The 24,486-nt window shown below is 44.0% G+C and carries 21 protein-coding genes; 13 read left to right on the top strand and 8 right to left on the bottom strand.

Translation table 11 applies throughout. The annotated features are described in order from the left end of the window. Positions 1-38 precede the first annotated feature (38 nt). Together R8N49_RS07220 and R8N49_RS07215 are read right to left on the bottom strand one after the other, a co-directional pair. Positions 39-641, bottom strand: a complete 603-nt coding sequence (locus R8N49_RS07220; RefSeq protein ID WP_258489412.1) for an ACP phosphodiesterase — start codon at positions 639-641, stop codon at positions 39-41. Between the two features lie 81 nt (positions 642-722). After that, entirely contained in the window at positions 723-896 is a 174-nt protein-coding gene (locus R8N49_RS07215) for a hypothetical protein (protein ID WP_017820948.1), read from the bottom strand. A gap of 314 nt (positions 897-1,210) precedes the next feature. Here R8N49_RS07215 and R8N49_RS07210 point away from each other — a divergent pair, with 314 nt between their 5' ends. Beyond that, positions 1,211-2,641, top strand: coding sequence for a methyl-accepting chemotaxis protein (locus R8N49_RS07210; protein ID WP_213866352.1), 1,431 nt, complete (start codon positions 1,211-1,213; stop codon positions 2,639-2,641). Positions 2,642-3,071: 430 nt separating this feature from the next. Here R8N49_RS07210 and R8N49_RS07205 read toward each other — a convergent pair whose 3' ends face one another. Further along, the gene (locus R8N49_RS07205) at positions 3,072-3,740 is read right to left on the bottom strand and encodes an HAD-IA family hydrolase (RefSeq protein WP_213866353.1); all 669 of its coding nucleotides are present in this window, start codon (positions 3,738-3,740) and stop codon (positions 3,072-3,074) included. A 195-nt stretch (positions 3,741-3,935) separates the two neighbouring features. Then, a complete protein-coding gene (locus R8N49_RS07200) occupies positions 3,936-4,445 on the bottom strand; it encodes a hypothetical protein (RefSeq protein ID WP_005376378.1) in 510 nt (169 codons plus the stop codon). Positions 4,446-4,590: 145 nt separating this feature from the next. On the opposite strand from R8N49_RS07200, the gene R8N49_RS07195 reads away from it, so the two are divergent. The 4 genes from R8N49_RS07195 to glgC all read left to right on the top strand — a co-directional run bounded on the left by R8N49_RS07195 (position 4,591) and on the right by glgC (position 10,338). Then, a complete protein-coding gene (locus tag R8N49_RS07195; protein WP_005397614.1) occupies positions 4,591-5,061 on the top strand; it encodes a CreA family protein in 471 nt (156 codons plus the stop codon). Positions 5,062-5,294: 233 nt separating this feature from the next. Then, positions 5,295-6,599 carry an inosine/guanosine kinase gene (locus tag R8N49_RS07190; RefSeq protein WP_005376376.1) on the top strand — a complete coding sequence of 435 codons (1,305 nt, stop codon included), beginning with the start codon at positions 5,295-5,297 and terminating at the stop codon, positions 6,597-6,599. A gap of 235 nt (positions 6,600-6,834) precedes the next feature. Beyond that, on the top strand, positions 6,835-8,583 hold the full coding sequence (locus tag R8N49_RS07185; RefSeq protein WP_213866354.1) for a formate--tetrahydrofolate ligase: 1,749 nt from the start codon (positions 6,835-6,837) through the stop codon (positions 8,581-8,583). A gap of 537 nt (positions 8,584-9,120) precedes the next feature. Next, entirely contained in the window at positions 9,121-10,338 is a 1,218-nt protein-coding gene (gene glgC / locus R8N49_RS07180; RefSeq protein ID WP_033906540.1) for a glucose-1-phosphate adenylyltransferase, read from the top strand. A gap of 97 nt (positions 10,339-10,435) precedes the next feature. Here glgC and R8N49_RS07175 read toward each other — a convergent pair whose 3' ends face one another. Both R8N49_RS07175 and R8N49_RS07170 read right to left on the bottom strand, forming a co-directional pair. Then, positions 10,436-13,597, bottom strand: a complete 3,162-nt coding sequence (locus R8N49_RS07175; protein WP_167416043.1) for a chitinase C-terminal domain-containing protein — start codon at positions 13,595-13,597, stop codon at positions 10,436-10,438. Between the two features lie 277 nt (positions 13,598-13,874). Continuing rightward, on the bottom strand, positions 13,875-14,756 hold the full coding sequence (locus R8N49_RS07170) for an AraC family transcriptional regulator (protein ID WP_005386077.1): 882 nt from the start codon (positions 14,754-14,756) through the stop codon (positions 13,875-13,877). Positions 14,757-14,962: 206 nt separating this feature from the next. Between R8N49_RS07170 and R8N49_RS07165 the strand changes: the two genes are divergently transcribed. From R8N49_RS07165 to R8N49_RS07135, 7 genes are all read left to right on the top strand, one after another. After that, on the top strand, positions 14,963-16,111 hold the full coding sequence (locus tag R8N49_RS07165; RefSeq protein ID WP_186585334.1) for an iron-containing alcohol dehydrogenase: 1,149 nt from the start codon (positions 14,963-14,965) through the stop codon (positions 16,109-16,111). 294 nt (positions 16,112-16,405) lie between these two features. Next, on the top strand, positions 16,406-17,062 hold the full coding sequence (locus R8N49_RS07160) for a lysoplasmalogenase (protein WP_186585336.1): 657 nt from the start codon (positions 16,406-16,408) through the stop codon (positions 17,060-17,062). Between the two features lie 162 nt (positions 17,063-17,224). Continuing rightward, positions 17,225-17,959 carry an amino acid ABC transporter ATP-binding protein gene (locus R8N49_RS07155; RefSeq protein WP_017820955.1) on the top strand — a complete coding sequence of 245 codons (735 nt, stop codon included), beginning with the start codon at positions 17,225-17,227 and terminating at the stop codon, positions 17,957-17,959. Next, positions 17,959-18,756 (top strand): amino acid ABC transporter permease, encoded by a 798-nt coding sequence (locus R8N49_RS07150; RefSeq protein ID WP_005376396.1) that lies wholly within the window; start codon positions 17,959-17,961, stop codon positions 18,754-18,756. Before R8N49_RS07155 ends, R8N49_RS07150 begins: the two co-directional genes overlap by 1 nt. 9 nt (positions 18,757-18,765) lie before the next feature. Further along, the gene (locus tag R8N49_RS07145) at positions 18,766-19,584 is read left to right on the top strand and encodes a transporter substrate-binding domain-containing protein (protein ID WP_170893211.1); all 819 of its coding nucleotides are present in this window, start codon (positions 18,766-18,768) and stop codon (positions 19,582-19,584) included. Positions 19,585-19,665: 81 nt separating this feature from the next. Beyond that, the gene (locus R8N49_RS07140; RefSeq protein WP_017820957.1) at positions 19,666-20,586 is read left to right on the top strand and encodes an amino acid ABC transporter permease; all 921 of its coding nucleotides are present in this window, start codon (positions 19,666-19,668) and stop codon (positions 20,584-20,586) included. Positions 20,587-20,678: 92 nt separating this feature from the next. Continuing rightward, positions 20,679-21,497, top strand: coding sequence for an EAL domain-containing protein (locus tag R8N49_RS07135; protein ID WP_005386068.1), 819 nt, complete (start codon positions 20,679-20,681; stop codon positions 21,495-21,497). A gap of 106 nt (positions 21,498-21,603) precedes the next feature. Here R8N49_RS07135 and R8N49_RS07130 read toward each other — a convergent pair whose 3' ends face one another. Continuing rightward, positions 21,604-22,137, bottom strand: coding sequence for an RNA-binding S4 domain-containing protein (locus R8N49_RS07130; RefSeq protein ID WP_005376400.1), 534 nt, complete (start codon positions 22,135-22,137; stop codon positions 21,604-21,606). A 234-nt stretch (positions 22,138-22,371) separates the two neighbouring features. On the opposite strand from R8N49_RS07130, the gene R8N49_RS07125 reads away from it, so the two are divergent. Continuing rightward, positions 22,372-23,325: an endonuclease/exonuclease/phosphatase family protein gene (locus R8N49_RS07125; RefSeq protein WP_186585338.1), complete on the top strand. Its 954-nt coding sequence runs from the start codon at positions 22,372-22,374 to the stop codon at positions 23,323-23,325. Positions 23,326-23,342: 17 nt separating this feature from the next. Here R8N49_RS07125 and cra read toward each other — a convergent pair whose 3' ends face one another. Continuing rightward, on the bottom strand, positions 23,343-24,323 hold the full coding sequence (cra, locus tag R8N49_RS07120; protein ID WP_065275272.1) for a catabolite repressor/activator: 981 nt from the start codon (positions 24,321-24,323) through the stop codon (positions 23,343-23,345). Positions 24,324-24,486 lie beyond the last annotated feature (163 nt).

Here is a 24,486-nt window from a genome sequence, read left to right as displayed (position 1 = left end):
GTTTACCAGAGCCCCTAAAGCCATACTACTTTTCTATCTCATTGAGTTGAGTCATTAAGCTGTTGCTGAAAATCATACGACTGACGCAAAACATCTCGATAAAGTGACGAGAACTTCTCTTCTAATTCGATGTAATCACTTTCAATCACTTTAAATGTTGTGGTTAAGTCTGCCATTCTAGGACTTCTTTGCGACATCCGATGTAGTGCAAATTCTATATTGTCTAGATCTTGATAGGATTGAAGCCATCGGCCATGCCACATTCTGCTGTGGAGCACCAAAAAACGTGGCGGCAAATGTTCATGAACCTCTCGGTTTACTCTCTCGTATGCCGTTTTTACAAAGTGTTCGAGAGGCACGGAATGAAAGTCGTTCCAGTGTTTTGCGAGGCAATGATCCCAAAACATATCCAAAGCGATAGGTGCAAAACGTCGCGCAACACCAGTGAAATGAGGCTTACATTCGTTGACGATTGGATGATGGTCGGTAATACGGTCAACAAATCTATGTAATCTGATGCCATTTGAGATATCGCGATCATACAGCTTGCTTGGATCTCCTTTTACGAAGTCTCCAAGCAAGTTTCCCAACAAATGGCTGTTACTGTGATCTGCGATATGCAGGTGGGCTAGAAAGTTCATTCGACGCCAGTTTTGGCCTCTAGGGCTTGGTGTGACATGAACCTAGTATAACGTCAATTACGACGAGATGAGAGTGTTCCGCTATTCGGCTTCGTTGTCTGAGCCAACGTATTCCGACAAGATAATGCCAATTTCAAGCGCATCTAGCAGCTCTAGGCTCTCATCGTTTTGGTATTGGTCGCTCATTGTGACCTCCTTTATTTTAAGCTCTCTTGCTTTTACTTGCTGACGGCCTGGCTCTTGCCATATCCACATCAGCAACTCCTTTTTATAGTCTTTATATGACACATTCATGACAGCGAGAAGTAAAGATTTAAAAACCTATGAGCATAATCAAAAGTAAACGATTGCAATTAGGTTTCATATCCACTTAACACTTTAGAGAAATGACTCTTTTATCAACATTCATGTCAATTTAAAGATATAACATACTGTTATAGGCGTCCTTAGATCTCATTTCTTAAACTAAATTTAGTATTCGTTACATATTTTGCTGATTAACTTCGCATATTTTGTTTCGATATAGCAATAGATTTGGTCAATATCTTTTATCTCTAATGGAGCTTTAAATGAGAGAAGTTGAGTTTAGAACGATAGACAGGCTGTTTATCAAGATGTCTATCAACGACAAAATGTGGGTTATATTCCTACTATTTTTAGTAGCCCTCACTTCAGTGGCTGGAAGCCGCTACTTCAATGAAATACAACAATTTGAGCAGCAAGCCATCTCGGCGAGCGAAGCGAAGCTTTCTGGTATCGTTGATGCTCAATCAAACCGCGCTACAGAAATTGACGGCGTATCGAAATCGAACCGCGTAAGCGAGAGTTCTTTTGTCGATGGGTCTGTCACCGCTTATGCCAAGTTGCATTCTGGAGAAGTGATTAAGCTGACTCAAAATATGTCCACACAATACGAATCGGTAAAATCATCAGCTCTATCGTCACTATTACTCAGCTTCTTATGGGTTATTCCTTTTGCCCTATTCTCTTACTGGGTGGCAACGTTTATCGGAGGAGCTCTGTGGGTTTTATATACAACAACCGAAAAAATTGGTGACGGTGACTTAACCTCTCGTCTTGGTTTTCACCCTGGTCGAGATGAATTCGGTACCATCGGCTGTGCGCTAGACAAGTCTATGGATACCTTAAGTGAACTGGTTAATAGTGTTAAAAATAATGCAACGATGTTGAGCGAGACATCTTCTGCATTCGAAAAAGATATGCAGTTGAGTGAAACCCAGATATCTCATCAATATCAAACGCTTGATTCAGTCGCGACGGCAATGGAAGAAATGACAGCCTCTGCAAAGGAGGTATCAAGTATTTCTCAACAAGCAACGGCGCAGTCAGACCAAGATGCCCAGAAGATCGAACTAAGCAGAAGCCGTGTACAAAACGTGATTGGCGAGATAGAGACGTTATCTAGCTATATTGAACAAGCCTCTACGTCAGTAACCAATTTAAACGAGAATACGACGCAGATTAATGACGTGATCACAACGATTAACGCCATTTCAGAACAAACTAATCTGTTGGCACTAAACGCAGCAATCGAAGCAGCCCGTGCTGGTGAACAAGGTCGTGGATTTGCAGTGGTTGCCGATGAAGTACGTACATTAGCAAGCAGAACTCAACAGGCAACAGTAGAGATCCAAGCCATGATTGAGAAGCTTCAAATAGAGAGTCAGAACATTGCTTCAATCACCAACCGAACCGTTCAGCAAGCTCAAACCAGCAGCCAGCTTATTGATGAAATCGGCCATGATGTTACCTCTATTGCCGAGTCAGCACGCTCATTAATGGACATGAGCATTCAGATTTCCACATCTGCTGAAGAACAAAGCGCAGTGGCTAACGATATTGCATCGGAACTTTCAGAAATTCGTAGTCAATCAAGCACAATCAGAGAAGTGGCGGAGCAATCTACCGCTGGCGTCGCTAATCTCACGCAAGCCTCCGTTTCTCTTGGTGAGATATTACAACGCTACCGCACCGCATAACATTGTGGAACTTATGATCAACAAGGGCTCCTTAAGGAGCCCTTTTCTTTAAACCGTGTTCAACTATTACCTTCGATATTTTCTACGACATCCAAGTGGATATTTGAAGTGAATCTCAAGTTCTCGCTGTACCGGATGAAATAATGTTCTTAAACAAAGCGTTCCGCTATGCTTGATCTTGCCAATTCCAATTTGCTGCTGGAAAACAATATGAATAATTACAAAGACACAAAAGACATAGAGAACCTGAATTGCCCACTCTGCCAAGGAGATGAATATCTCATTTCATCGGATGGCGAGAAATTCACATGCGCTGCTTGCGGATTTCATACAAAAAACTTCTCATCTATCCAATGTCTACATCAAACGCCTTACCTACAGTCTAAACTTAAGCACATCCACAGCTTGAGTCCGGTTTGCCATTAGTAGGTCAAACAGAGCAGCCACACAGCTGCTCTTTTAATTCATCTAAATGATGGATGCGAATTACACGCTCGTCATCAACACGATTGATAGCTTCACCATTAAATAACTGTATCGTTTTTATACCGGCGTTTAGTCCCGCCTCAACTCCTTTAGGCGTGTCATCAATATAAAGACAGTCACTTGGTAAAAAGCCCATGCTCATAGCACTGTACATGATTAAATCGGGTTCAGGCTTCCAACTATTCGCATCGAATGCCGAGAACACTTTCCCTCGGAAAGCATCGAGTAAACCGGTTAACTCCAAAGCGTATTCAATTTTATCTTTAGGTCCATTAGACGCCACACAATATTCGATATTATGCGAATCCAAAAACTGAATTAATCGTTTTGCGCCATCCATCGGCTGTAAGTGACGCACAAAAAGAGACTGGACTTCTTCTCGGTATTGCGGCTCTAAAACATCAATTGGGACTTTGATATCTTTCAATTCTTTAGTATCTAAAAGGATGTCAGCGAGCTTTCCTCCTTTAAAGTGAGAAACGCACTCTTCCATCGTTAACTCAGCCCCATGCTGGTTAAATACATTGACGAGCGCTTGGCAACACAGTCCTTCGCTGTCGACCAACGTACCATCACAGTCAAATATCACGCACTTAATATTGGTAATTGCCATAGCCATCTCCAGACGTCTTAAAGGCTCAAGCCCAAGCTGATTTTAAGAATGTTTGGATTAATCTTATTTGAGTTTGGGATTGTTGAAACGACGAGCTTGGCATTTCATGGAAATAGAAGGGAGCAATTACAGTTTTTCTAAGCAAGATCACCCAACGTCATCTTGCTTTACTTTTTATGCACATTGATGTGTAAGTTAGTTTTCGATAACCACTGAGTCTAACAGTTTTTGCTCGGTGCTTAGTCTTTTAGCCAGATCAGCCACAAACGAGCTTTTGTATTTTGATTCAGAAACAGCAACATCAGAGATGAGTGTATTTCCTTCGAGATGGCTAACAATAGCAGCACCAATTGGGACTCCAGATTTAAAACCAACATATAATTCAAAATCTGGCGTGAGGATAATCTGTGTCAGATATTCAATGATCATATCTTTATCATACTGCTGTTCCCAGCGCTGAGATTGCAAGATAGAGAACATAATGGTCAGTCGATGAAAATCGACCAGAAAAATATCGTCGGGGTTAAATTCAGAGTCACTTTCCAGTAGTGTGTCTTTGTCGACTACTTGATACGTTGCTTTTTCTAGCGTTTTGAAATAGACATCGCGCCCTTTCAAACTCTCTGGTGTCGGAAATTCAACTTCGACCAGATCATACAGCCATGTATTTTTACGCTCGATACTGGCTAACTGTTGTTCATTCATCTTGATACCTTCGTTTAGAGCAGTACATTAGCATGAAGCCCGCAACAAACCTAGCGCACATAGACCTTTCCGTGGCTAAATTTTGTTTTAGGTGCAAACCTCTGATAGATTTCATCAATATCTTTCCTAGTTAAGGACAAAAATAATGAAAAAGATGCTGTTAAGTGCATTGCTTGCTACTACTCTAGTTGGTTGTTCAGATAACGATGTTGCTGACGTGGGGCTCGGTTGGTTTACTTTGAAAGACATCAAAGTCGGTGAGTTGAAAGACGAAGTGGTAACAGGTGTCACATGTCACATCGCCTCTATCGAAGCGGATTTCAGCTTAGCGGATCCAAGTGATAGCTCAATATCATGTCGTCAGACTGGCGAAATCACACCGGAAATGATTGCAAAAATAGATAAGAGTAAGTCCGGTGAAATTGTATTTAAGAAGTCAAAAAGCATTTTCTTCAAAACAATGAAGGTTCGCCGTATTTATGATGCCGATAACCAAACCTTACTCTACTTGTCTTATACAACAAAAGAGACCGATGGTAGTTTTAAGCATAGCCTTTCGACAGTCCCACTTTGGGGTACCAAGGCTTACGTTGAGCCAACTGAAGTGAAAAAGTAACGCGGGTAAATTTAGTTAGCGCGGAGCAGGCTCTTTCCGGGCGCTGCTGAGCAACAAGTTTAAAAAACAACCCATTGCAATACGACAAGCGTCATAAATTGCAGCTGCTTTGGTTGCTATTTACTCAGCTCGCTGATTTTTTCAGCGAGCAGACTTCTTTGTAATAAATCGCCACGATTTTCATTTTTTTGTGATACAATCCCGCCTCTTTTTTTTCTCACTCAAGAACAAGCATGAAGTTTCCTGGTCAGCGTAAATCTAAACACTACTTCCCAACTCACGCTCGAGATCCATTAGTAAACCAAATCCGACAGGCACCTAAGCTATATCGCCCAACTATTGTTGGTGTCGGTCAAACCATTGTAGATATCGAAGCACGTGTAGATGACGCGTTTTTAGAGAAATACAACCTGAGTAAAGGACATTCGCTCGTTCTTGAAGAAAGCAAAGCAGATGCACTTTACGAAGAACTGGTTGAGCAAGGCCTGATCACACACCAATACCCAGGTGACACGATTGGCAATACTCTTCACAACTACTCAGTTTTAGCCGATAGCAAATCCGTTTTGCTCGGTGTGATGTCTAAGAACATTCAAGTCGGTTCTTTTGCTTATCGCTACCTTTGCCGTACGTCTTCACGCATGAACCTTAACCATTTACAAACGGTAGATGGCCCTATTGGTCGCTGCTACACCCTAATTTCTCAAGACGGTGAGCGTACATTTGCTATCAACGAAGGTCATATGAATCAACTACTTCCGGAAAGCATTCCTGAAGAGATCTTTGAGAAAGCATCAGCCCTGGTTGTTTCTTCTTACCTAATGCGTGGTAAAGAAGAAGATCCAATGCCTAAAGCGGTACAAAGAGCGATCGACTTTGCTAAGAAGCACGATGTCCCTGTTGTACTTACGTTAGGGACGAAGTACGTTATCGAAGGTAACGCACAGTGGTGGCAAGAATACATTCGCGAAAACATTTCTGTTGTCGCTATGAATGAAGAAGAAGGTGCGGCGCTAACAGGTGAAACAGAGCCACTAGCAGCTGCTGATAAAGCACTTGAGTGGGTTGATCTCGTACTTTGTACAGCAGGACCAAATGGTCTGTACATGGCTGGTTACACCGACGAGAAAGTAAAACGAGAAACCACACACGACATCCTTGAAAGCTCCCTCGAAGCCTTTAACCAGTACGAGTTTAGTCGTGCGATGCGTAAAGAAGACTGTCAAAACCCAATGAAGGTCTACTCTCACATCGGCCCTTACCTTGGTGGACCACTAGAGATTAAGAACACTAACGGTGCGGGTGATGCAGCCCTTTCAGCCTTACTGCATGACATGGCAGCAAACTCTTTCCACCAAAAAGAAGTGCCTAACTCAGAAAAGCACGAAGTACGATGCTTAACCTACTCCTCGCTTTCTCAGATCTGTAAATACGCAAACCGAGTAAGCTATGAAGTGTTGACGCAGCACTCTCCTCGCCTATCGCGAGCGCTTCCTGAACGAGAAGATAGCTTAGAAGAGACTTATTGGGATCGTTAAAACGACAGCTTTAAAGCTAAAATATATCAAGGTCACCATTTGGTGGCCTTTTTGTTTTTATCTAGCACTATAACGAGTAGATTTCGTTAGTATGTCGCACAATACGAAGCAGTAAACTCTTTACAAGCCTAACCGAAACAGTACCATCACCAAGCAGACCTTTGCCTCACAATAATACTCGTTATAACTCAGGTAGTTTTTCAACGCTACCTGAGTGCCACTTTGGGGATTCTCCATGCAGTCAGATATCGAAATTTGCCGAAAAACACCACTTTCTTCTATTGATGTTATCGCGGAAAAAGTAGGACTATCACCCGAAGAGTATGACACTCACGGGAAGCACAAAGCCAAAGTCCACCCAAAATGTTTGGAACGACTCAAAGCAAATGATGACGGTAAACTTGTACTCGTCACTGCGATCACGCCGACTCCTCTTGGCGAAGGAAAAACCGTTACGACGATAGGCTTGGCGCAAGGTCTAGCAAAGCTTAATCAATCTGTTATTGCATGTATAAGGCAACCTTCGATGGGACCCGTCTTCGGTATTAAAGGTGGCGCAGCGGGCGGCGGTTATTCTCAAGTAGCTCCAATGGAAGAGTTAAACTTACACCTTACTGGTGATATTCACGCAGTGACAGCGGCGCACAACCTTGCTTCAGCCGCTCTTGACGCTCGCTTGTTCCATGAGCAACGCGAGGGTTATGATGCCTTTGAATCACGCACCGGGTTAAGAGCACTTAAAATCGACACGGCAAGTATTACTTGGAAACGAGTGATGGACCATAATGATCGTGCACTACGTAAAGTCAAAATTGGCCTCAATGATGCAGGAAAAACCATCAATGGTTTCGAGCGTGACGAAGGGTTCGATATTTCAGCCGCTTCCGAGTTAATGGCTATCATTGCACTAGCCAAAGATTTAAAAGATTTACGTCAACGTATCGGGAAAATTGTCGTAGCGTACGATTTGAACGGAAACCCCGTCACTACGGAAGATCTACAAGTTGCAGGAGCAATGGCAGTAACACTAAAAGAGGCGATTGCACCAACACTGATGCAAACTCTAGAAGGTGTTCCTACGTTGATCCATGCAGGTCCATTTGCAAACATCGCCCATGGAAATTCATCCATTATCGCGGACGATATTGCGCTAAAACTGTCAGGTTACACGGTAACTGAAGCCGGTTTTGGTTCGGATATGGGATTTGAGAAAGCGTGTAACATTAAAGCTGCTGCCGCTAACAAAGCTCCAGACTGTGTAGTGATCGTAGCAACATTACGCGGCCTCAAAGCGAATTCCGGACACTACGATTTACGGCCAGGTATGGCTATTCCAGATTCCATCTTTAATCCGGACCAAGCAGCATTGGAGGCTGGGTTTGAAAATTTAAAATGGCACATAAATAACGTTCATAAATACGGTTTACCTGCTGTCGTTGCCATTAACCAGTTTCCACAAGATTGTGTGAAAGAGCTTAAAGCTCTTGAAGAGCTGATTCACCAATTTAATCCCGAAGTTAAAGTAGCCATCAGCACCGCTTTTTCGCAAGGCGGACAAGGCGCAACGGAACTAGCTCAACATGTTATTGATGCGTGTACCACGCCTGTAGAGTTTTGTCCGTTATACAACAAAGAGCAATCATTACTCGAAAAGCTCATGGCAGTATGTGAAGCGGGCTATGGAGCAACCAATATAGAAATGACTCCTATCGCGACTGAACAGCTCAAACATTTTGAAAATCTAGGTTTTAACAACTTAGCGGTTTGCATCGCGAAGACACCACTATCTATAACCACAGACTCCGCAGTCAAAGGCGCACCAACTGGTTTTACCGTCCCAATCCGCGAGCTGCGCTTGTGTGCGGGCGCAGGATTCGTTTATGCATTATCTGGTACCGTGATGACGATGCCAGGCTTACCTGATAAACCCGCATTTATGAACTTAGATCTTGATGATGAAGGAAATATCGTCGGTCTCTCTTAGTGCAGTGATGACGTATCGCTATCAGTGAAGTGAGCATATTCATTGAGTGAGTGGTCTACTTACCTATCCACTCACTCTCAACAACTGTGAAAAGAGTTGTCTAAGGCCTTCTACTCTTGAATCGTTGATACAAAGCTCTCCTGCCTTACATCAACGCGCCTGTTTTAGACCTTTAGAGTTAAGACGCTAACCCTAAGCCTTGTTTAGCCATAGTTATTAAGCTAGAAAACCCTATTTATCTTCTTGTTTTGTCGCCACTTTACATTGTAAATCCATACTTGTTGACTTCTCCTTTCTACCATTTTGCGCCAATTTGATGCACGGGCTATTTAGCGCTTCACTAATATGGTGCAGTTGTCTTACAGTGAAATTTTAACCTCCTTGATTTTTAAGGAGATATTCTATGGCTCGATTCTTGTAGTAGACTTATCACTAATAAGCACATTAGCACATGCTTTTCAAAACCTCTGCGTTGCATACCACCTCCTTCAGGTTAGCACCGTTTTGATGCATGTCAGAAAAGGGAAAGGGAATACTATGGAAGACGCACTTGCCGTAATTTTAGCAGGAGGGATGGGGTCTAGACTCAGCCCACTCACCGATGACAGAACCAAGCCAGCCGTACCTTTTGGCGGAAAATATAGAATTATAGATTTCACACTAACCAATTGTTTACATTCGGGTTTACGCAAGATCCTTGTTTTAACCCAATATAAATCTCATTCACTTCAAAAACACTTGCGAGACGGCTGGTCGATATTCAATCCAGAGCTAGGCGAGTACATTACTGCTGTTCCACCACAAATGCGCAAAGGTGGTGCATGGTATGAAGGAACCGCCGATGCGATTTATCACAACATGTGGTTGCTATCGCGAAATGATGCAAAGTATGTGGTTGTGTTATCCGGCGATCATATCTATCGAATGGACTACGCCGCAATGCTTGAAGAGCATAAAGAGAAAGGTGCTAAGCTCACCGTTGCCTGTATGGATGTTCCCGTAGAGGATGCTTCAGCATTCGGTGTAATGGGCACCGCAGAAAACGGGCTCGTTACTTCGTTTATAGAGAAACCTGAAACCCCACCTACCCTTCCTGGAAGCGCGACCAGAAGCCTTGTTTCTATGGGAATATATATCTTTGATATGGATGTTTTGAAAGAAGCGCTTGAAGAAGACTCAAAACTCGATTCATCAAGCCATGACTTCGGAAAAGACATCATACCTAAGCTGATTGATACGGAATCCGTTTACGCTTATCAATTCTGTGGTAGTAAAGGGCGCGTCGATAAAGATTGCTATTGGCGCGACGTAGGTACCATTGATTCCTTCTATGAAGCGAATATGGATCTACTAGAACCTGTGCCGCCAATGAACCTTTATCAGTCTAATTGGGCGATTCGTACTTACGAGCCGCAGTTTCCACCAGCTCGTACTGTATCGTCGGCTACGGGTAATGAAGGTATTTTTATTAACTCCATCATTGCTACCGGTGTCATCAATTCCGGCGGCTCAGTACAGCACTCCATTATTTCTTCTAATGTACGTATCCAAGACAGTGCAACGGTAGTCGATTCTATCATTTTTGATGACGTGGAAGTCGGTGAAGGAAGTCAGTTGGTCAACTGCATAGTTGATAAACATGTTCGTATTCCGCCACATACTCAAATTGGCATCAACAAACTTGAAGATGCGAAGCGATTTAAAATCTCAGACAAAGGTATTGTCGTCATACCTGAAAGTTACCAATTCGATTAAACGACAAACTATCACAACAAAAAAGCGCACGATAATCATCGTGCGCTTTTGTTTAAGTACCTGTAAACATTAGGCTATAACAAATAATCCATAATAATTAGATGTTACATACCGTTGACCAGCTACCATCTGTACCCGGTTCAGCCGCTGTCCACCAGTTCGCTTGGTAAACCACACCGTTGTGGATGATCTTATCACCTTGGTTAGCGTGGCTTGGATTACCTGCCCAATCCGTTTGTGGCAGAGCTGGGTATGTCACTAAACCTGTCGTATCACACGTACCTGGTTCAGTGGTACCACCACCCGTGCCCGCATTGAGATCACCAATTGGTAGAGCTGGCTGTTCAAACTTAAACGCAAACTCTTTACCACCAGAAATCACTGAGTAGTTAGCCGGACCAGAGATTGGTAGGTAGTAAACCATATCAAGCTCGTAAGTGCCGCCCGCCGGCAAGTCTTTCCATGCTGGTAGAGAGAACGACACACGGTGCATTACGCCATCTAAGCCACCAATGTTGTTTGCTCGAGTATGTCCAGAAGCAATTACTTTCAAACCACCACCTGATTGGTCTTTCGCGTTGTCCGGCGCAGATACTGGGATATCGAATTGGAATTCAGTACCGCCAGGGATCGCTTGACCAGTGTTGTTCGTAAACGTGATTTTCGGGTTAATTGGGTAGTTTTGATCGCCAACTTTGAAGCCGCCAACACTAACAGTAATGTCTACTGCTTCAGTTGGTGTTGGACCAGTCGCTACTTTATTACCGTAAGGCGTCGCAGACTTAAACTTGTCGTAGATAGCTTTGGTCATAGTGTTACCCATGTGGTATTCACCATTACCCGCCGCACAAGCTTGTTCAGTTGCATCTACTGCCGTACGATTACCATTTGCATCCAGTACGTAACAGTTGTAGTCACCGGCTAGTTCCCAGAACATGATACCGCCGATCTCTTTATCGATAACGTAATCGGCTTTCACCTCGATAGAAGCTTTATCTTCCGTAGATAGGAATACGCTCTTCTCCGCGTTCCACAACCAAGGTGCTACAGCAACGCTATCGTAATGACGAGTATAAGTACCAACAAACTTATCTGAAGGATCGTTGACTGGGTCAAGACCGTAAGCAGCTGCGTAAGAGCCCCATATACCGTTTTCTAGGTTCTTAGCATGCCACATTGGGTTAGAACCAGCGCCCATTTCGTTTCCTTTAGGGTCGGTATCATGCCACATGTTGTCGATACCAATAGCGCCGTGACCACAGTTGTTCTTCTCACCTTCACCTGTGCCCGGTTGGCACTCTGCTTGGTTTGGTAGTGCCGCTCGGCCCCAAAGGCCATTTTCACCACCAGTAACACCTTGCCAACCACGGGTGTAGTAAGGAACACCAATGTTAATACGACCTGCTGGCATAGAACCACGGAAGTAATGGTAAGCCCAGTCTGTGTTCAAGTAACCGATACCACCGTATGCAGCAGTGCCGTATACGTTCCACTGCGCTAGCTCAGAGTCTTTACCTGTATCGAATAAAGCCGCGTTATGACCAACGTGATCATTCCAAGCCCCATGCAAGTCGTAAGACATGATGTTTACGTAGTCTAGGTACTTAGTTACATCGAAGGTTTCCATCCCACGTAGCAAGTAACCTGAAGATGGTGCTGCGATAGTCAGCATATAATGAATACCATCTTGCGCGGATGCCGCATCAAGTTTCTCACGCAATACTTTCATCAGCTCTTGGTAAGACGCCCATAAATACTGACGACGTGGTTCCATGAAGTCTTTGTCGTAAGGGTTACCAGCACCAGCCATTGACGTCGGGTATTCATAGTCGATATCCAGACCATCGAACTTGTACTGACGCATCATTTCAACGGCTGAAGTTGCGAACTTCTCAATACCAGCATGATTAATAGAACCGTCCGCATTCGTCGTCATGGTGTAGAAGCCACCATCAGCTACACGATCGCCGTTCGTATCGAAGTGACCGCCCGTTTCAGCCCAACCACCAATCGAGATTAGCGTTTTAACATCATGTTTTTGCTTGTAAGTTGCTAGTGCACCAAAATGACCTTTAAAACCAAGAGCGGGATCTACCTCAACGCCTGGCCAAGTTTTACCTGTAGCAGGGTTGTTAGGATCATTTACGTCGCCAACGTTTACTTTGCCGTCAGAACCAATGCTCACAAACGCGTAGTTAATGTGAGTAAGTTGTTCCCAAGGAATGTCTTTAACAAGGTAAGTCGATTGTGGGTCGTCACCTGATCGCCAACTGGTGAAGTAGCCGATTACACGACGTGGGTGATCAGCCCCCATTTTCTCACGGCCTTCTTCGTCATAAATAGAACAGTAAGGAACATCTACACCCGTTGTTTGATAAAGACCATCAGGACGACAATTAGATGTCACTGCGCCGCCGTTTACTGTTAACGTCGCAATTGCAGAATCTGCTGTTGCTCCAGCATCATCGGTTGCTCTCGCATAAACACTTAATGAGCCAGCTTGTGAAGGGGTTACATCCAGCGTGTATGGCGCTGTTGTAGCAGTGCCAGCAAGCACACCTGCAACATAAAAATCAACTTTAGCAACGGTACCATCCGCATCCGTAGCATTTGCAGTCAGTGTTACGGAACCACCCAGGTCAATAGAGCTCGCAGAAAGCGCGACATCCACTGTCGGCGCTTCGTTACCAGGTTGCGCTGATGCCACAGTTAACGTCACAACACTTGCCGTACTAACGGCACCTGCATCGTCATAGGCCTTGGTAGAGAACTCGTGCTGTCCTTCAGTTGCTGTCCACGATACAGCATACGGCGCAGACGTTGCCTGACCAACTAATACACCATCAACAAAGAACTCTACTTTGCTAACAGTCCCATCAGTATCTGCCGCATCTGCAGCTAGGTTAACAACATCACCCGCAGTCACAGAAGCCGACGCAGAAGGCGATGTCAGAGTAACCGTCGGGACTTCATTCTGAGGTGGATCAACCGGTCCAGTGCCATCACAAGCGCCAAGTGTTTCCCACTCGCCCCACTCACCAGATTGCGCTGGATTGTTGTTTTGCGTCCAGTAACGCGCTTTATAAGCATTACCTTCATGCTGAACTTGGTCGCCACCGTTATAAACTTTTGATGATTGCCAAGTTTCTAGAGGGGCACAGTCAACTGCTGCGTAGCTATTGAAGGCCATAAGACAAGAAGCGGTGAGTGTGCTTAGTGTGAACACGTTTTTCACTGCGTTGCCGTTTTTAAGGTGCATAATCGCTCTTCCTTAAGTTATTGTTAAAACAATACTAAATGCGCTAAACGAAGCGCATCTATACTTTTATTTCGACGTAAAATAACTTAAGTACAAGTTGGTGATTTCACACTATCTATTTACGAGTTTTCCACACCGCCTCGCAACAATCCACTAAATGATTGCAACAACGTACCTATTATTTGGCACCAGTAACTAATTTTATAACTCAAATAAATATGTCACTCGCAAATTAATAAAAAAGGTAAAAAAAGTCGCCATTTTGAAATAAAGATCACTAAGCCTTTGTTGACCTTGGCGTTTCATTAAAATGCCGCTTGTACTCGCGACTAAACTGTGATGGGCTCGTGTAACCGACCATTCTCGCTGCATCATTAACACGTCTCCCCTCTAACTGGATCAATTCGCGCGCTTTGTTAAGTCGAACTTTCTTAATATATTGCAACGGAGATTCAAGCGTGACATTGCGAAATGCTTGATGGAAAGCAGACACACTCATGTTGGCTTCTTCAGCCAATGCTTGTACGTTCAACTGTTCATGATACGCTTGATGCACGCGATTTAGTGCTTTAGCGACCCTCGCGTAAGAACCTTCTTGATGTGCTAGGTCAAATAAAACATACCCCTCTTTGCTCACCAAAGTACGATACACAATTTCCTCAAGAAGCAGCTCGCCAAGCATGATGACATCAAGCTCGTTACACATTGCTTTCATTAACCGCTTGCACGCATCCAACATACCTTCATTCATACGTACCGACTTAAGGCCGCAACGGGTTGCATCCAGACACTTATTACTGAATTTCTCAGCCTCTAATTTTTTAACGAGTTTATGAAGAAGCGTTGGCGAAATATCTATCGAAATGCCAAGTAAAGGCTCATTGTTTGTCGCAAACGCTTCGCACTCTAGTGGCATGGGAACCCCGACAACAAGGTAATCTTCGGGCCCATATTGCACTGGTGTATCACCAATATGAATGTTCTTATGCCCTTGACCCAATACGATGATGCCGGACTGATAGACAAACGGCTGGCGATGATTCCCTTTGCTACTGCGATAAAACCATACGCCATCTATCGCTGTTTTCTTCATACCTTCTAGGTCATGCAGCCCCTGCTTTTCAACATATTGCTGCATGATATCTGCGAGAGTGTGCATTAGAGCGCTCCATCAATGACCAACGAGTTTGGTCTCTATTATCGTTTCGAGCACTATACTTCCTCTCGACTTTAACTTTCTAGCTCAAGAGCATTAATTTTGTAGAAATAGGCAAATTATTTGCAGAAATCGACCTGTTAACGATCGTTAATCAGGACTAATATGCATGTATTCAATCTCCTTCACTGGAAGCAAGAGGGCTAATAATGAACTTTTCTTATGTAAACCCAACCAAGATTTTCTTTGGTCAAAAACAAATCGCAGCAATCAAAGAAGCTATCCCATCCGACCAAAAAGTTTTAGTGGTATACGGTGGTGGCTCCATCAAAAAAAATGGCGTGTACGACCAAGTAGCAGAAGCTCTTGAGGGACATGAATGGCTAGAGTTTTCAGGTGTTGAACCAAACCCAACCAAAGAAACACTCGATAAAGCAGTCGCAATGGTAAAAGAGCATGGTGTTGATTTTATTCTAGCGGTAGGTGGTGGTTCAGTCATCGATGGTTCCAAATACGTAGCTGCGGCATCAAAGTATGATGGTGATGGTTGGGATATCATGATTGGTAAGCACCAAGTCACTGAAGCGACGCCTCTAGCTGCAATTTTGACATTGCCAGCAACAGGCTCAGAGTCAAACATGGGCGCAGTTATCACTAAAAAAGAAACTCAAGACAAACTTCCGTTCATGTCTCCAGCAGTGCAGCCAAAATTTGCCGTGTTAGACCCAGATGTAATGAAAACACTGCCAGAACGCCAGCTTATCAACGGCATTGTTGACGCATGGGTGCACGTATGTGAGCAATACTTGACGCTTCCTACCGGTGCAATGGTTCAAGATGGTTACGCAGAAACACTGCTGAAAACTTTAAAAAAACTCGGAGAACAGTTTGCGGAACGAGACGACGATATGTGGCGCGCAAACTTAATGTGGTCTGCTAACCAAGCATTGAATGGGTTAATTGGTAGTGGCGTTCCACAAGACTGGGCAACACATATGATCGGCCATGAATTAACGGCTCTATGGGGCGTTGATCATGCGCGTTCTCTTGCAATTGTCCAACCGTCGTTACTTCGTAACCAAATGCAGTTTAAGCGCCCTAAGTTAGAACAAATGGGTCGCAACGTATTTGGTCTTGAAGCAGGTGAGGATTTAGCAGAGCGCACAATCGAATCTATCGAAGCGTTTTATCATCAACTTGATGTCGCAACTAAGCTCGAAAACTATGGTGAGAGCCGTGAACAAGCTATCGATGCCATCATTGATCAACTAAACAAACACGGCATGACTGTTTTAGGTGAAAACCAGGCGATCACACTTGAACGTAGCCGAGAAATCTTAGAGTTAGCTGTCTCATAACTGCAACAATTCTTCACTGCCCTTCCTAGGGTTTAACGGTATTGTGACTTAACAGTCACAATACCGTTTTTTTATGCTATTTTGTAAGCCACATCACGTTCAAAACGAGGAGGCTTATAAAAACAACGATTCCCTCCAGACAAAAAATCGGCCGTGTTGGTTAGTAAAGAGACAACTGTCCAGCTTTACACAAATAAAAATAATTGAGATCAAAGAACGAGTTAACTCGTTAATTAAGTTTTGATTTGTTGTAGTGATGTACTACATAATTTTGTCTGTTCGAGAAAACACTTTATGTGGCTAGTTGTTGTCGTATTAGCATTCATACATATCATCAGTATCCGTAAAGGCTCTAAATGGCTCTTTTACGTTTCTAAACCATTACCAGTGCTCTGTATGCTTGGTATTTTAATTCAGTCCCCGGCTTACCCAATGCCATATGCGCATTGGATTTTGATTGGCTTATCGCTCTCGTTGCTTGGTGACGTGTTATTAATGCTCCCTAGAGACAAGTTCGTTACAGGATTAGTGCTCTTTTGCTCTGCCCATCTCTCCTATAGTTATGGTTTTGCCATCATGTCAGCGTGGCATTTTACACCTTGGCTCCCAATTGCCTTGTTCGGACTCGGTATATGCGTCTACTGGTTGTTCCGACCGGATCTCGGTAAAGAAAAACGGCCAGTTGCTAGTTATATATTGGTACTGATGACTATGTGCTGGGCTTCGATCGAGTATTATTTGAGTGGGAAAACACAATCCTCCTCTTTTGCAGTGCTCGGAAGCTTTATCTTTATTATCTCTGGCATCGTATTGGCTTTCGAACGCTTTGGAGGACGGTCAATATTTTCACGACAAGTTGTCATGGTGACCTACTATTCTGCACAGACACTAATGGTTATGTCTGTTGTTGCGATTGTTGTTCGTTATCCGTATCTCGTTGAACTGAGTTAGTCATACTCTAGACTGCACCAACATTAAAGAAACATGGATGTATCTTGTAAGCGATCTGAATAGAGTCTTAAAATCATCGCCTAAACATTAGCTTATTCTTAATGAAATTACGCGCACAACTTGCTATTGTAAAAGGATATTTTTCCGTTATAGCGTGCCCCTTTGAAAGAGAATACTCCCGTCGTTGAGTTTAGCGACGTAAATAAGTGGTATGGCGATTACCACGCTCTAAAAGACATCAACTTCTCTGTGCATTCTGGCGAGATCGTCGTGGTGTGTGGCCCTTCAGGTTCCGGAAAATCAACGCTCATTCGTTGCATCAATCATCTTGAATCGATTCAAGAAGGCCAGCTTCATGTGTTCGACCAGCCTTCTCACGCAAAATCTCTCAAGCCCGGTAAAATCGGCATGGTGTTCCAACACTTTCACCTTTTTCCTCATTTGACTGTACTGGAAAACCTCACCTTAGCGCCGATTCGCACACACAAATTATCAAAACAAGAAGCTGAAAAACGCGCAAGACATTACCTAAAGCGAGTCAATATTGAAGAGCAAGCGAGTAAGTATCCTATCCAGCTTTCTGGCGGTCAGCAGCAACGCGTCGCGATTGCCCGCTCCTTGTGTATGGAACCGGATTTACTCCTGTTTGACGAGCCAACTTCAGCGCTTGATCCGGAAATGATCAACGAAGTGTTGGATGTCATGGTTGAGCTGGCTCAAAGCGGAATGACGATGATTTGCGTCACGCATGAAATGGGATTTGCCAAAAAAGTAGCGAACCGCGTGGTATTTATGGATGAAGGCCAAATCGTGGAAATGAACTCTCCAGTCGCCTTATTTGAGACACCACAGCATCCACGCACCCAAGCATTTTTGAACCAAATTTTAAGTTACTGATGATAGTTCGCGTAATCAAACCTGTCCTTCAAGCTTTACTGCAAATGACGCTCCTCTTCATAGCGATTGTGTGGGTGTTGGACTCTGGTGCCGACGCTATGGGCTATCAATGGCAATGGGAGCGCGTACCTGATTACATCGCTTTTTATGAAGATGGCGAATGGTGGCCGGCAGAACTTATTGATGGGCTATTGGTCACGCTTAACATCTCTGCTATTAGTCTATTTTTTACCTTAGTGTTGGGGTTGGTCACCGCGTTACTAAGGCTTAGCGATTCGAAAGTCGGCAATGTTATTGGTACCACTTATGTCGAAGTAATACGTAACACGCCGTTGTTGGTGCAAATCTATTTACTCTACTTCGTGTTTGGCCCCGTGATTGGTTTGGACCGATTCAGCACCGCCGTTTTGGCATTATCCCTTTTCCAAGGTGCCTACACCGCGGAAATATTCCGTGCAGGTTTAAACAGTATTCCTAAAGGGCAATTCGAAGCAGCACAAACTCTCGGACTATCACCGTTTTACACCTACAAAGACGTGATTTTGCCTCAGGTTTTACAGCGCACATTACCGCCATTAACCAATGAAGTGGTTTCTTTGATCAAAAACTCTTCCATTGTAAGCGTGATGGCGATTTTTGATCTAACGACACAGGCACGCAACATCGTCTCAGAGACGGCGATGCCGTTCGAAATTTGGTTTACCGTGGCAGCAATTTATCTTGCTCTCACTCTGTCACTTTCTGGCTTGTCTGCATGGCTAGAACACAAACTCGGAGCCAGTTGGCGCAAATTATAAGGAGATAACATGAAGTTATTCAAAGCGACCATTACTGCATTATTAGGGCTAGCCATAGCTATGCCTACAATCGCGAAAGAAGATGTCGCCACACCCAATGTAGATCAAATCAAAGAACGAGGTACTTTGCGCGTTGGTATGTCAACATTTGTACCTTGGGCAATGCGTAACAAGCAAGGCGAGTTAATCGGTTTTGAAATCGATGTTGCCAAACGCTTAGCAGAAGATTCAGGTTTGAAAGTGGAATTCGTACCGACTGCGTGGGATGGCATTATTCCCGCACTACTGGCGAAAAAGTTCGACGTGATCATTGGTGGCATGTCTGTTACGCCTGAACGTTCCAAAAGCGTCTTGTTTACTGCGCCCTACTCGCACTCAGGCGTTCAAGTAGCAGCAAACAAAGAACTCGCCTCTGGTTTTAGCGAATTTTCGGATTTTGACTCACGACGCGTAAAAATTGCGGCTCGTCGCGGCGCATTCACCGTTCAAGTAGCCAGAGAAACCTTCCCGAAAGCGAAGATCCTGCAATTTGATGACGACGCGCAAGCGTTCCAAGAGGTGCTGAATGGTAACGCCCACGCGGTCATTGCTTCTAGCCCAAAACCAGAACATGAGACAGTGAAACACAGCGACAAACTATTCCTTCCATTCTCTGAGCGACTATCACAAGGTAACGAAGCCTTTGCAGTTCGCTTGGGGGAAGAAGATAAAAAGGCCTTTTTCAATAAATGGATTGAAGCAAGAACCCAAGATGGATGGTTAAAACAACGTTATGAATACTGGTTCTCGACATTAGATTGGCAAGATCAAGTCGCGCAAGGCCAGTAATCTAAATGGCTCGTGGACGCCGCGAGCCTATACTCTCCAATCATCCATTTTACTTTTCCATAACTTATCGGAGTCAAATTTTTGGGCGAACACACTACCACTCGCACAGCACCCGCGAAATCCAGCACAGGCTACCTTTTACCGCAATTAAACACACTAGACTGGGTACTACTTGTTATGTGCGGTATCGGTGGTGTTTGGCTGTACCATCGGTCCGCTGTTGGTGTGCATTATTTGTGGCAGTGGAAAGAGGCGCTTGAATTACTTTTCACGCCTAGAGCAGATGGTGGTTTGCCCTACTTCTTCCAAGGTTTGATTTCGACGTTAAGGCTCAGTATTTGGGGCATCAGCTTCGCATTAGTGTTTGGCACTTTGTTAGGCTTAGCACGCTTCTCTCGTTCCGTTTGGTTGCGCACACCTGCCAATGCGTTTATCCAGTTAGTGAGAAACATCCCTCCGTTGGTGTTTGTTTTTATTTTCTACTTTTTCATTTCTAACCAATTGATCCCGTTGCTCGGTTTGGAAGATCTTCTACGAAACTACAACGGCGAACCAAATGCGCTACAGCGCTTTCTGTTTGGGCCTTCTAACCTTTGGGAAAACCTTGCCTCTGGCGTGTTATGCGTCGGCTTACTCTCTTCTGCCTACATTGCAGAAGTTGTGCGCGGTGGTTTACAAAGTATCGACCAAGGTCAGTGGGAAGCGGCTGACTCATTGGGCTTGTCTCGATGGGTGAAATACCGATTTGTTATCGCGCCACAGGTGCTTAAATCAATAACACCTGCACTTGCCGGTCAAACCATCTCTTTGGTGAAAGACACCTCTATTGTTTCACTGATTTCGATACAAGAAATGACGTTTGTTGGGACAGAGATGGCAAATTCATCAGGGTATATATTTGAAATTTGGTTGATTGTCGGCCTTGCTTACTTCTTAATTTGTTTTGGTCTGTCACTTATTTTTCGCCATATTGAAGCAAAATCGGAAGCCATTTCAAATTAACTCAACCGCATATGTAATTAGGCACATTTGATTCTTCAAATCAGAATTGCACCCTGTTACATTGGCAAGATGCTAAATTTTCGGCGTTTTTCATGGAGTTAAAGAATCAATCCGACTACGAGCGATACATAAAACAAGATAATCTTGGTGAATATTACGTAGTTCTCAATCAATTCACTTTTCACAGTGTTTATCAGCCAATTTTTGATAGACGCCAACGTATTATTGGTATGGAAGCCTTACTGCGTATTCGTGGCATTGATGGTTCCCTAATTCGTCCTGACGTGTTTCTGGCCAATAATGGTCTTGATCCCTACTTTCGCTTATGTGTAGAGTTTTTATCCAGAGCAATGCACATTCGAAATTTTGCACGCTATTTCGCGGGGACGCCGATCAAACTGTTTCTTAACGTCATGCCTCAAACGCTACTCACACTAACCAAAGACATGGGCTTTAAAGATAACGGCCTGCTTTACAAACGCCTTTCCGAACTTGGTATGAGCCCATCAGACGTCGTTTTTGAAGTAGTCGAAGAGTCATGCGGAAATACGGATTTATTAATCAAAGCCGTACAGTTAATGAAAGCAAATGGTTTTATCTTTGCTATCGATGATTTTGGCGCCCAACATTCTGATATCGCACGTGTTCAGCAGCTCTGCCCTGACATCATCAAAATCGATCGTTCCTATTTGCTAGACTACTGCGCCGGAGAAACCTTTTCCATACATAGCGCCGTTGATCTAGCGGATCATATGGGAGCAAAAGTCATTATAGAAGGGGTTGAAGAAGACGTGCAGCTACAAGCTATGTATCAACTTAATTTGGATTATTACCAAGGCTTTTACTTAGGAAAGCCTTGCGCCATTCATCACTGGACAGATAGCCTAAACATCGAGACGACTGTGCATTAACACTGCCCACTTACAGCACAGTGAAACCAAAAAAGCGCCGATATAATATGCTCGGCGCTTTTTAGTTTTACTCAGATGTCACTTATTTAGTTAAGCGTTCATTTCCCTAGAAAAAATCAATAGAATTACGACCGCTCTTCGGATCACGAGTGGCTTGCGGTTTGTCTTCTTTTTTGCCTTTCTTAGCAGACTGAGACAACGCTTCTTTCTGCGCTTTACGCTCTTTATGTGCCGCTTTACGGCCTGTTGATTTAGGCCCAGAGGCTTTAGGTGACTTACTTTGACGAGACTTATCTTTACGAGAAGACTGCGCTTCTTTTTTCGCTTTCTTTTCTGCTTTTTGCTCTGCCGTTTCAGGTTCGGTTACTGGCGCATCGCAAACCACAACATAATATTCCTGGTTAAACTCAAAAAAGTCACCATCATACATCTTGCGGCGCTTACGTGTTTCTAGTTCACCATTCACCGCGACGTAGCCTTCCTCGATGATATGTTTTGCTTCGCCGCCACCGCTGACCAAGTTTGCGATTTTAAAAAGCTTGTACAGTTCGATTGGATGCGCATCAACATCGATGCCAATCGCTTCGATCTCAATCTCTTCGCCTTCTAAATACTCTTCGTGGTCGTAATCTTGGGTCATGTTACTTACTCTTACTATTTGATGCCCTGAAGTTTAAACGCAATGCTTAAAAATAGAAACCTCTGCCGATGTTCAATCACCGATTCGCCTTGGCATTTGAGCACCTCTTAACCCATTTAACTTGTCGCTTGTTAGCTTGTTAGCTTGTATACCGATGCGTAGCTCAAACGAAGCTGCAATTACGCAACCTGAAGGTATATACTCTCTAAGTTATTGTTGAAAAGAGCGAATACTTTGTCTCAACCAAGTAGAATTACCTTTGTCACTGCGAACTTGTTTAATTTTGTCGCACCGCCTAACGCCTACTATGATTTCGAGAACATATACTCGTTAGAGCAATGGCGAGACAAACTTTCGTGGACGCAACGTCAAGTTGAAAAACTGGAAGGCGACGTGATTGGCTTACAAGAAGTGTTCAGTATCGAGAAGACCCAGGAATTTTTTTCAACCATCGGCTACCCCTACTTTGCGACCGTTGACACCCCACATGTTGAAGATGAGTACATTTACTCAAGCCCTGTTGTGGCAATCGCATCTCGGTTTCCAATAGAAAAAGTACAAGCGGTAGAGTTTGACTTAGCAACGCTTGAGCCTTTTGGAGTAAGTGTTGTTCCAGAGTTCAGTCGCAAACCTATCTATGCCCAAGTAATACATCCTGTACTTGGTCATATCGCCGTTTACGTAACGCACCTGAAATCTCAACGCCCGGCCGACTCAGAACAACCAGAAACGTCTAGCACGATTATTGGGCGCTGGTTATCCACCCAGCAAAGAGGCTGGGAAGCAGCGATGTTAAGAGACGCGATGCAAAAGAGGTATCGAAAAGAACCAATGCCGACAGTGTTAATGGGCGATATGAATCAACCTATCACTCCTATCAGCGTTAACAGCGCATTGGTATCCAATACTGGTGACAGCGTCACTGAATTACAACTCAAAGATGGTTGGTTATTGCAAAGTGACACCCTGAAGGATGAACGCCCAGCCACGCACTATCATTTTTCCACTGGGAATGTACTCGACTATATCTTGCTCTCGCAAGAGTTTGATACCTTATCAGATATATCGGTTGCCGAGGTTGTTGACTATCAGGTGTCTAACCAACATCTGATCAACCCGATTTATGACAGAGATAAAAACGCCAGCGACCACGCATTTGTGGCGCTGACTGCTGAAGTAAAGCTTTGAGCAACCTATTTAGTTACTTAGTGACGTTTCACAATTTTACGCGGGATAAGTTCTACGCCAGGCTTGTAACGCTTGGCGGAAGCGTTGAGTGCTAACTCCATTGCGCTGTCCGCGATCAACTCAAACTGTTGAGGCAAAGAGTTGATTTTCACAGGCAAGAAGTCCAGCAGTCGATTATCACCAAATGTTGCTAAACGCACCTTTCCCATCAGTTCTGGTTTTTCTAGCATTACATCCAACACACCTTCTAACAGTGTATATGACGTTGTAACAATGGCATCTGGCAATGCGTTCTCTGTTAACCACCTCTCTAAGACTTTCTTGCCTTCTTCCCGGGAGAAGTGTTGTCCATAACCCACTGTTGCCGTTTTACAACCTTGTTGAGAAGCAGATAGAAAACCGAGCTCACGCTCTTTTGAGACTTGAAGATCTTGCAATGCACCGATTAAGCCAATGGACTTTATATCCTCGGACAGTACTGACTGAGTGAGTTCAAGTGCGGCATCAAAATCTTCGCTGATGACACAACAAAAGTGCTCATCATCCATTGGACGGTCTAGCGCGATAACTGGCGTACCAGAATTTTGCAACTTAAGATAATACTCGTTTGCAGTGGGCATACCACTTGCCACAAACAACGCATCAATACGACGACTGACTAATGCTTCCGCCACCTTTTGCTCTGTATCAGGATCATCATCAGAGCAGCCAATCAAAATTTGGTACCCCGCTTTCCGAGAGTTTTGCTCTATCAGCTTTGCAAGACGCGCATAACTGGTGTTCTCTAAGTCTGGGATGATAAGCCCAAATGAGCGTGAATTACCTGCCCGCAAGGAAGACGCCGCATGATCTGGCTTATAATTGTACTCTTCTACAACGGCCATCACCTTTTTCTGAGTCTTCTCGCTGATGCGGTATTTCTGCGCTTTTCCGTTAATCACATAGCTTGCAGTTGTCTTAGAAACACCCGCTAATTTGGCTATTTCATCCAGTGTCATATTCTAAACCTTATTCTGTGCGCGCGATCATATTAATACATCAACGATCTTTCGATAAGTTGAATTATAAGCTGAACCGATTCAGTATAAAAGCTGAAAGGATTCAGCAAAACTTAAAAATTGACGTAAATCACCCGAACACGCAACAAACCAATTTGTGAGC

Source organism: Vibrio sp. 1978 (assembly GCF_033344345.1).
The sequence above is the reverse complement of the archived record's forward strand: the minus strand, read 5'-3'. Positions and strand labels throughout refer to the sequence as shown.

Excerpts from the sequence above, each read along its gene's own strand:
- R8N49_RS07220 (WP_258489412.1), bottom strand. The coding sequence starts at position 641 with ATGAACTTTCTAGCCCACCTGCATATCGCAGATCACAGTAACAGCCAT.
- R8N49_RS07215 (WP_017820948.1), bottom strand. The coding sequence starts at position 896 with ATGTGGATATGGCAAGAGCCAGGCCGTCAGCAAGTAAAAGCAAGAGAG.
- R8N49_RS07210 (WP_213866352.1), top strand. The coding sequence starts at position 1,211 with ATGAGAGAAGTTGAGTTTAGAACGATAGACAGGCTGTTTATCAAGATG.
- R8N49_RS07205 (WP_213866353.1), bottom strand. The coding sequence starts at position 3,740 with ATGGCAATTACCAATATTAAGTGCGTGATATTTGACTGTGATGGTACG.
- R8N49_RS07200 (WP_005376378.1), bottom strand. The coding sequence starts at position 4,445 with ATGAATGAACAACAGTTAGCCAGTATCGAGCGTAAAAATACATGGCTG.
- R8N49_RS07195 (WP_005397614.1), top strand. The coding sequence starts at position 4,591 with ATGAAAAAGATGCTGTTAAGTGCATTGCTTGCTACTACTCTAGTTGGT.
- R8N49_RS07190 (WP_005376376.1), top strand. The coding sequence starts at position 5,295 with ATGAAGTTTCCTGGTCAGCGTAAATCTAAACACTACTTCCCAACTCAC.
- R8N49_RS07185 (WP_213866354.1), top strand. The coding sequence starts at position 6,835 with ATGCAGTCAGATATCGAAATTTGCCGAAAAACACCACTTTCTTCTATT.
- glgC (WP_033906540.1), top strand. The coding sequence starts at position 9,121 with ATGGAAGACGCACTTGCCGTAATTTTAGCAGGAGGGATGGGGTCTAGA.
- R8N49_RS07175 (WP_167416043.1), bottom strand. The coding sequence starts at position 13,597 with ATGCACCTTAAAAACGGCAACGCAGTGAAAAACGTGTTCACACTAAGC.
- R8N49_RS07170 (WP_005386077.1), bottom strand. The coding sequence starts at position 14,756 with ATGCACACTCTCGCAGATATCATGCAGCAATATGTTGAAAAGCAGGGG.
- R8N49_RS07165 (WP_186585334.1), top strand. The coding sequence starts at position 14,963 with ATGAACTTTTCTTATGTAAACCCAACCAAGATTTTCTTTGGTCAAAAA.
- R8N49_RS07160 (WP_186585336.1), top strand. The coding sequence starts at position 16,406 with ATGTGGCTAGTTGTTGTCGTATTAGCATTCATACATATCATCAGTATC.
- R8N49_RS07150 (WP_005376396.1), top strand. The coding sequence starts at position 17,959 with ATGATAGTTCGCGTAATCAAACCTGTCCTTCAAGCTTTACTGCAAATG.
- R8N49_RS07145 (WP_170893211.1), top strand. The coding sequence starts at position 18,766 with ATGAAGTTATTCAAAGCGACCATTACTGCATTATTAGGGCTAGCCATA.
- R8N49_RS07135 (WP_005386068.1), top strand. The coding sequence starts at position 20,679 with ATGGAGTTAAAGAATCAATCCGACTACGAGCGATACATAAAACAAGAT.
- R8N49_RS07130 (WP_005376400.1), bottom strand. The coding sequence starts at position 22,137 with ATGACCCAAGATTACGACCACGAAGAGTATTTAGAAGGCGAAGAGATT.
- cra (WP_065275272.1), bottom strand. The coding sequence starts at position 24,323 with ATGACACTGGATGAAATAGCCAAATTAGCGGGTGTTTCTAAGACAACT.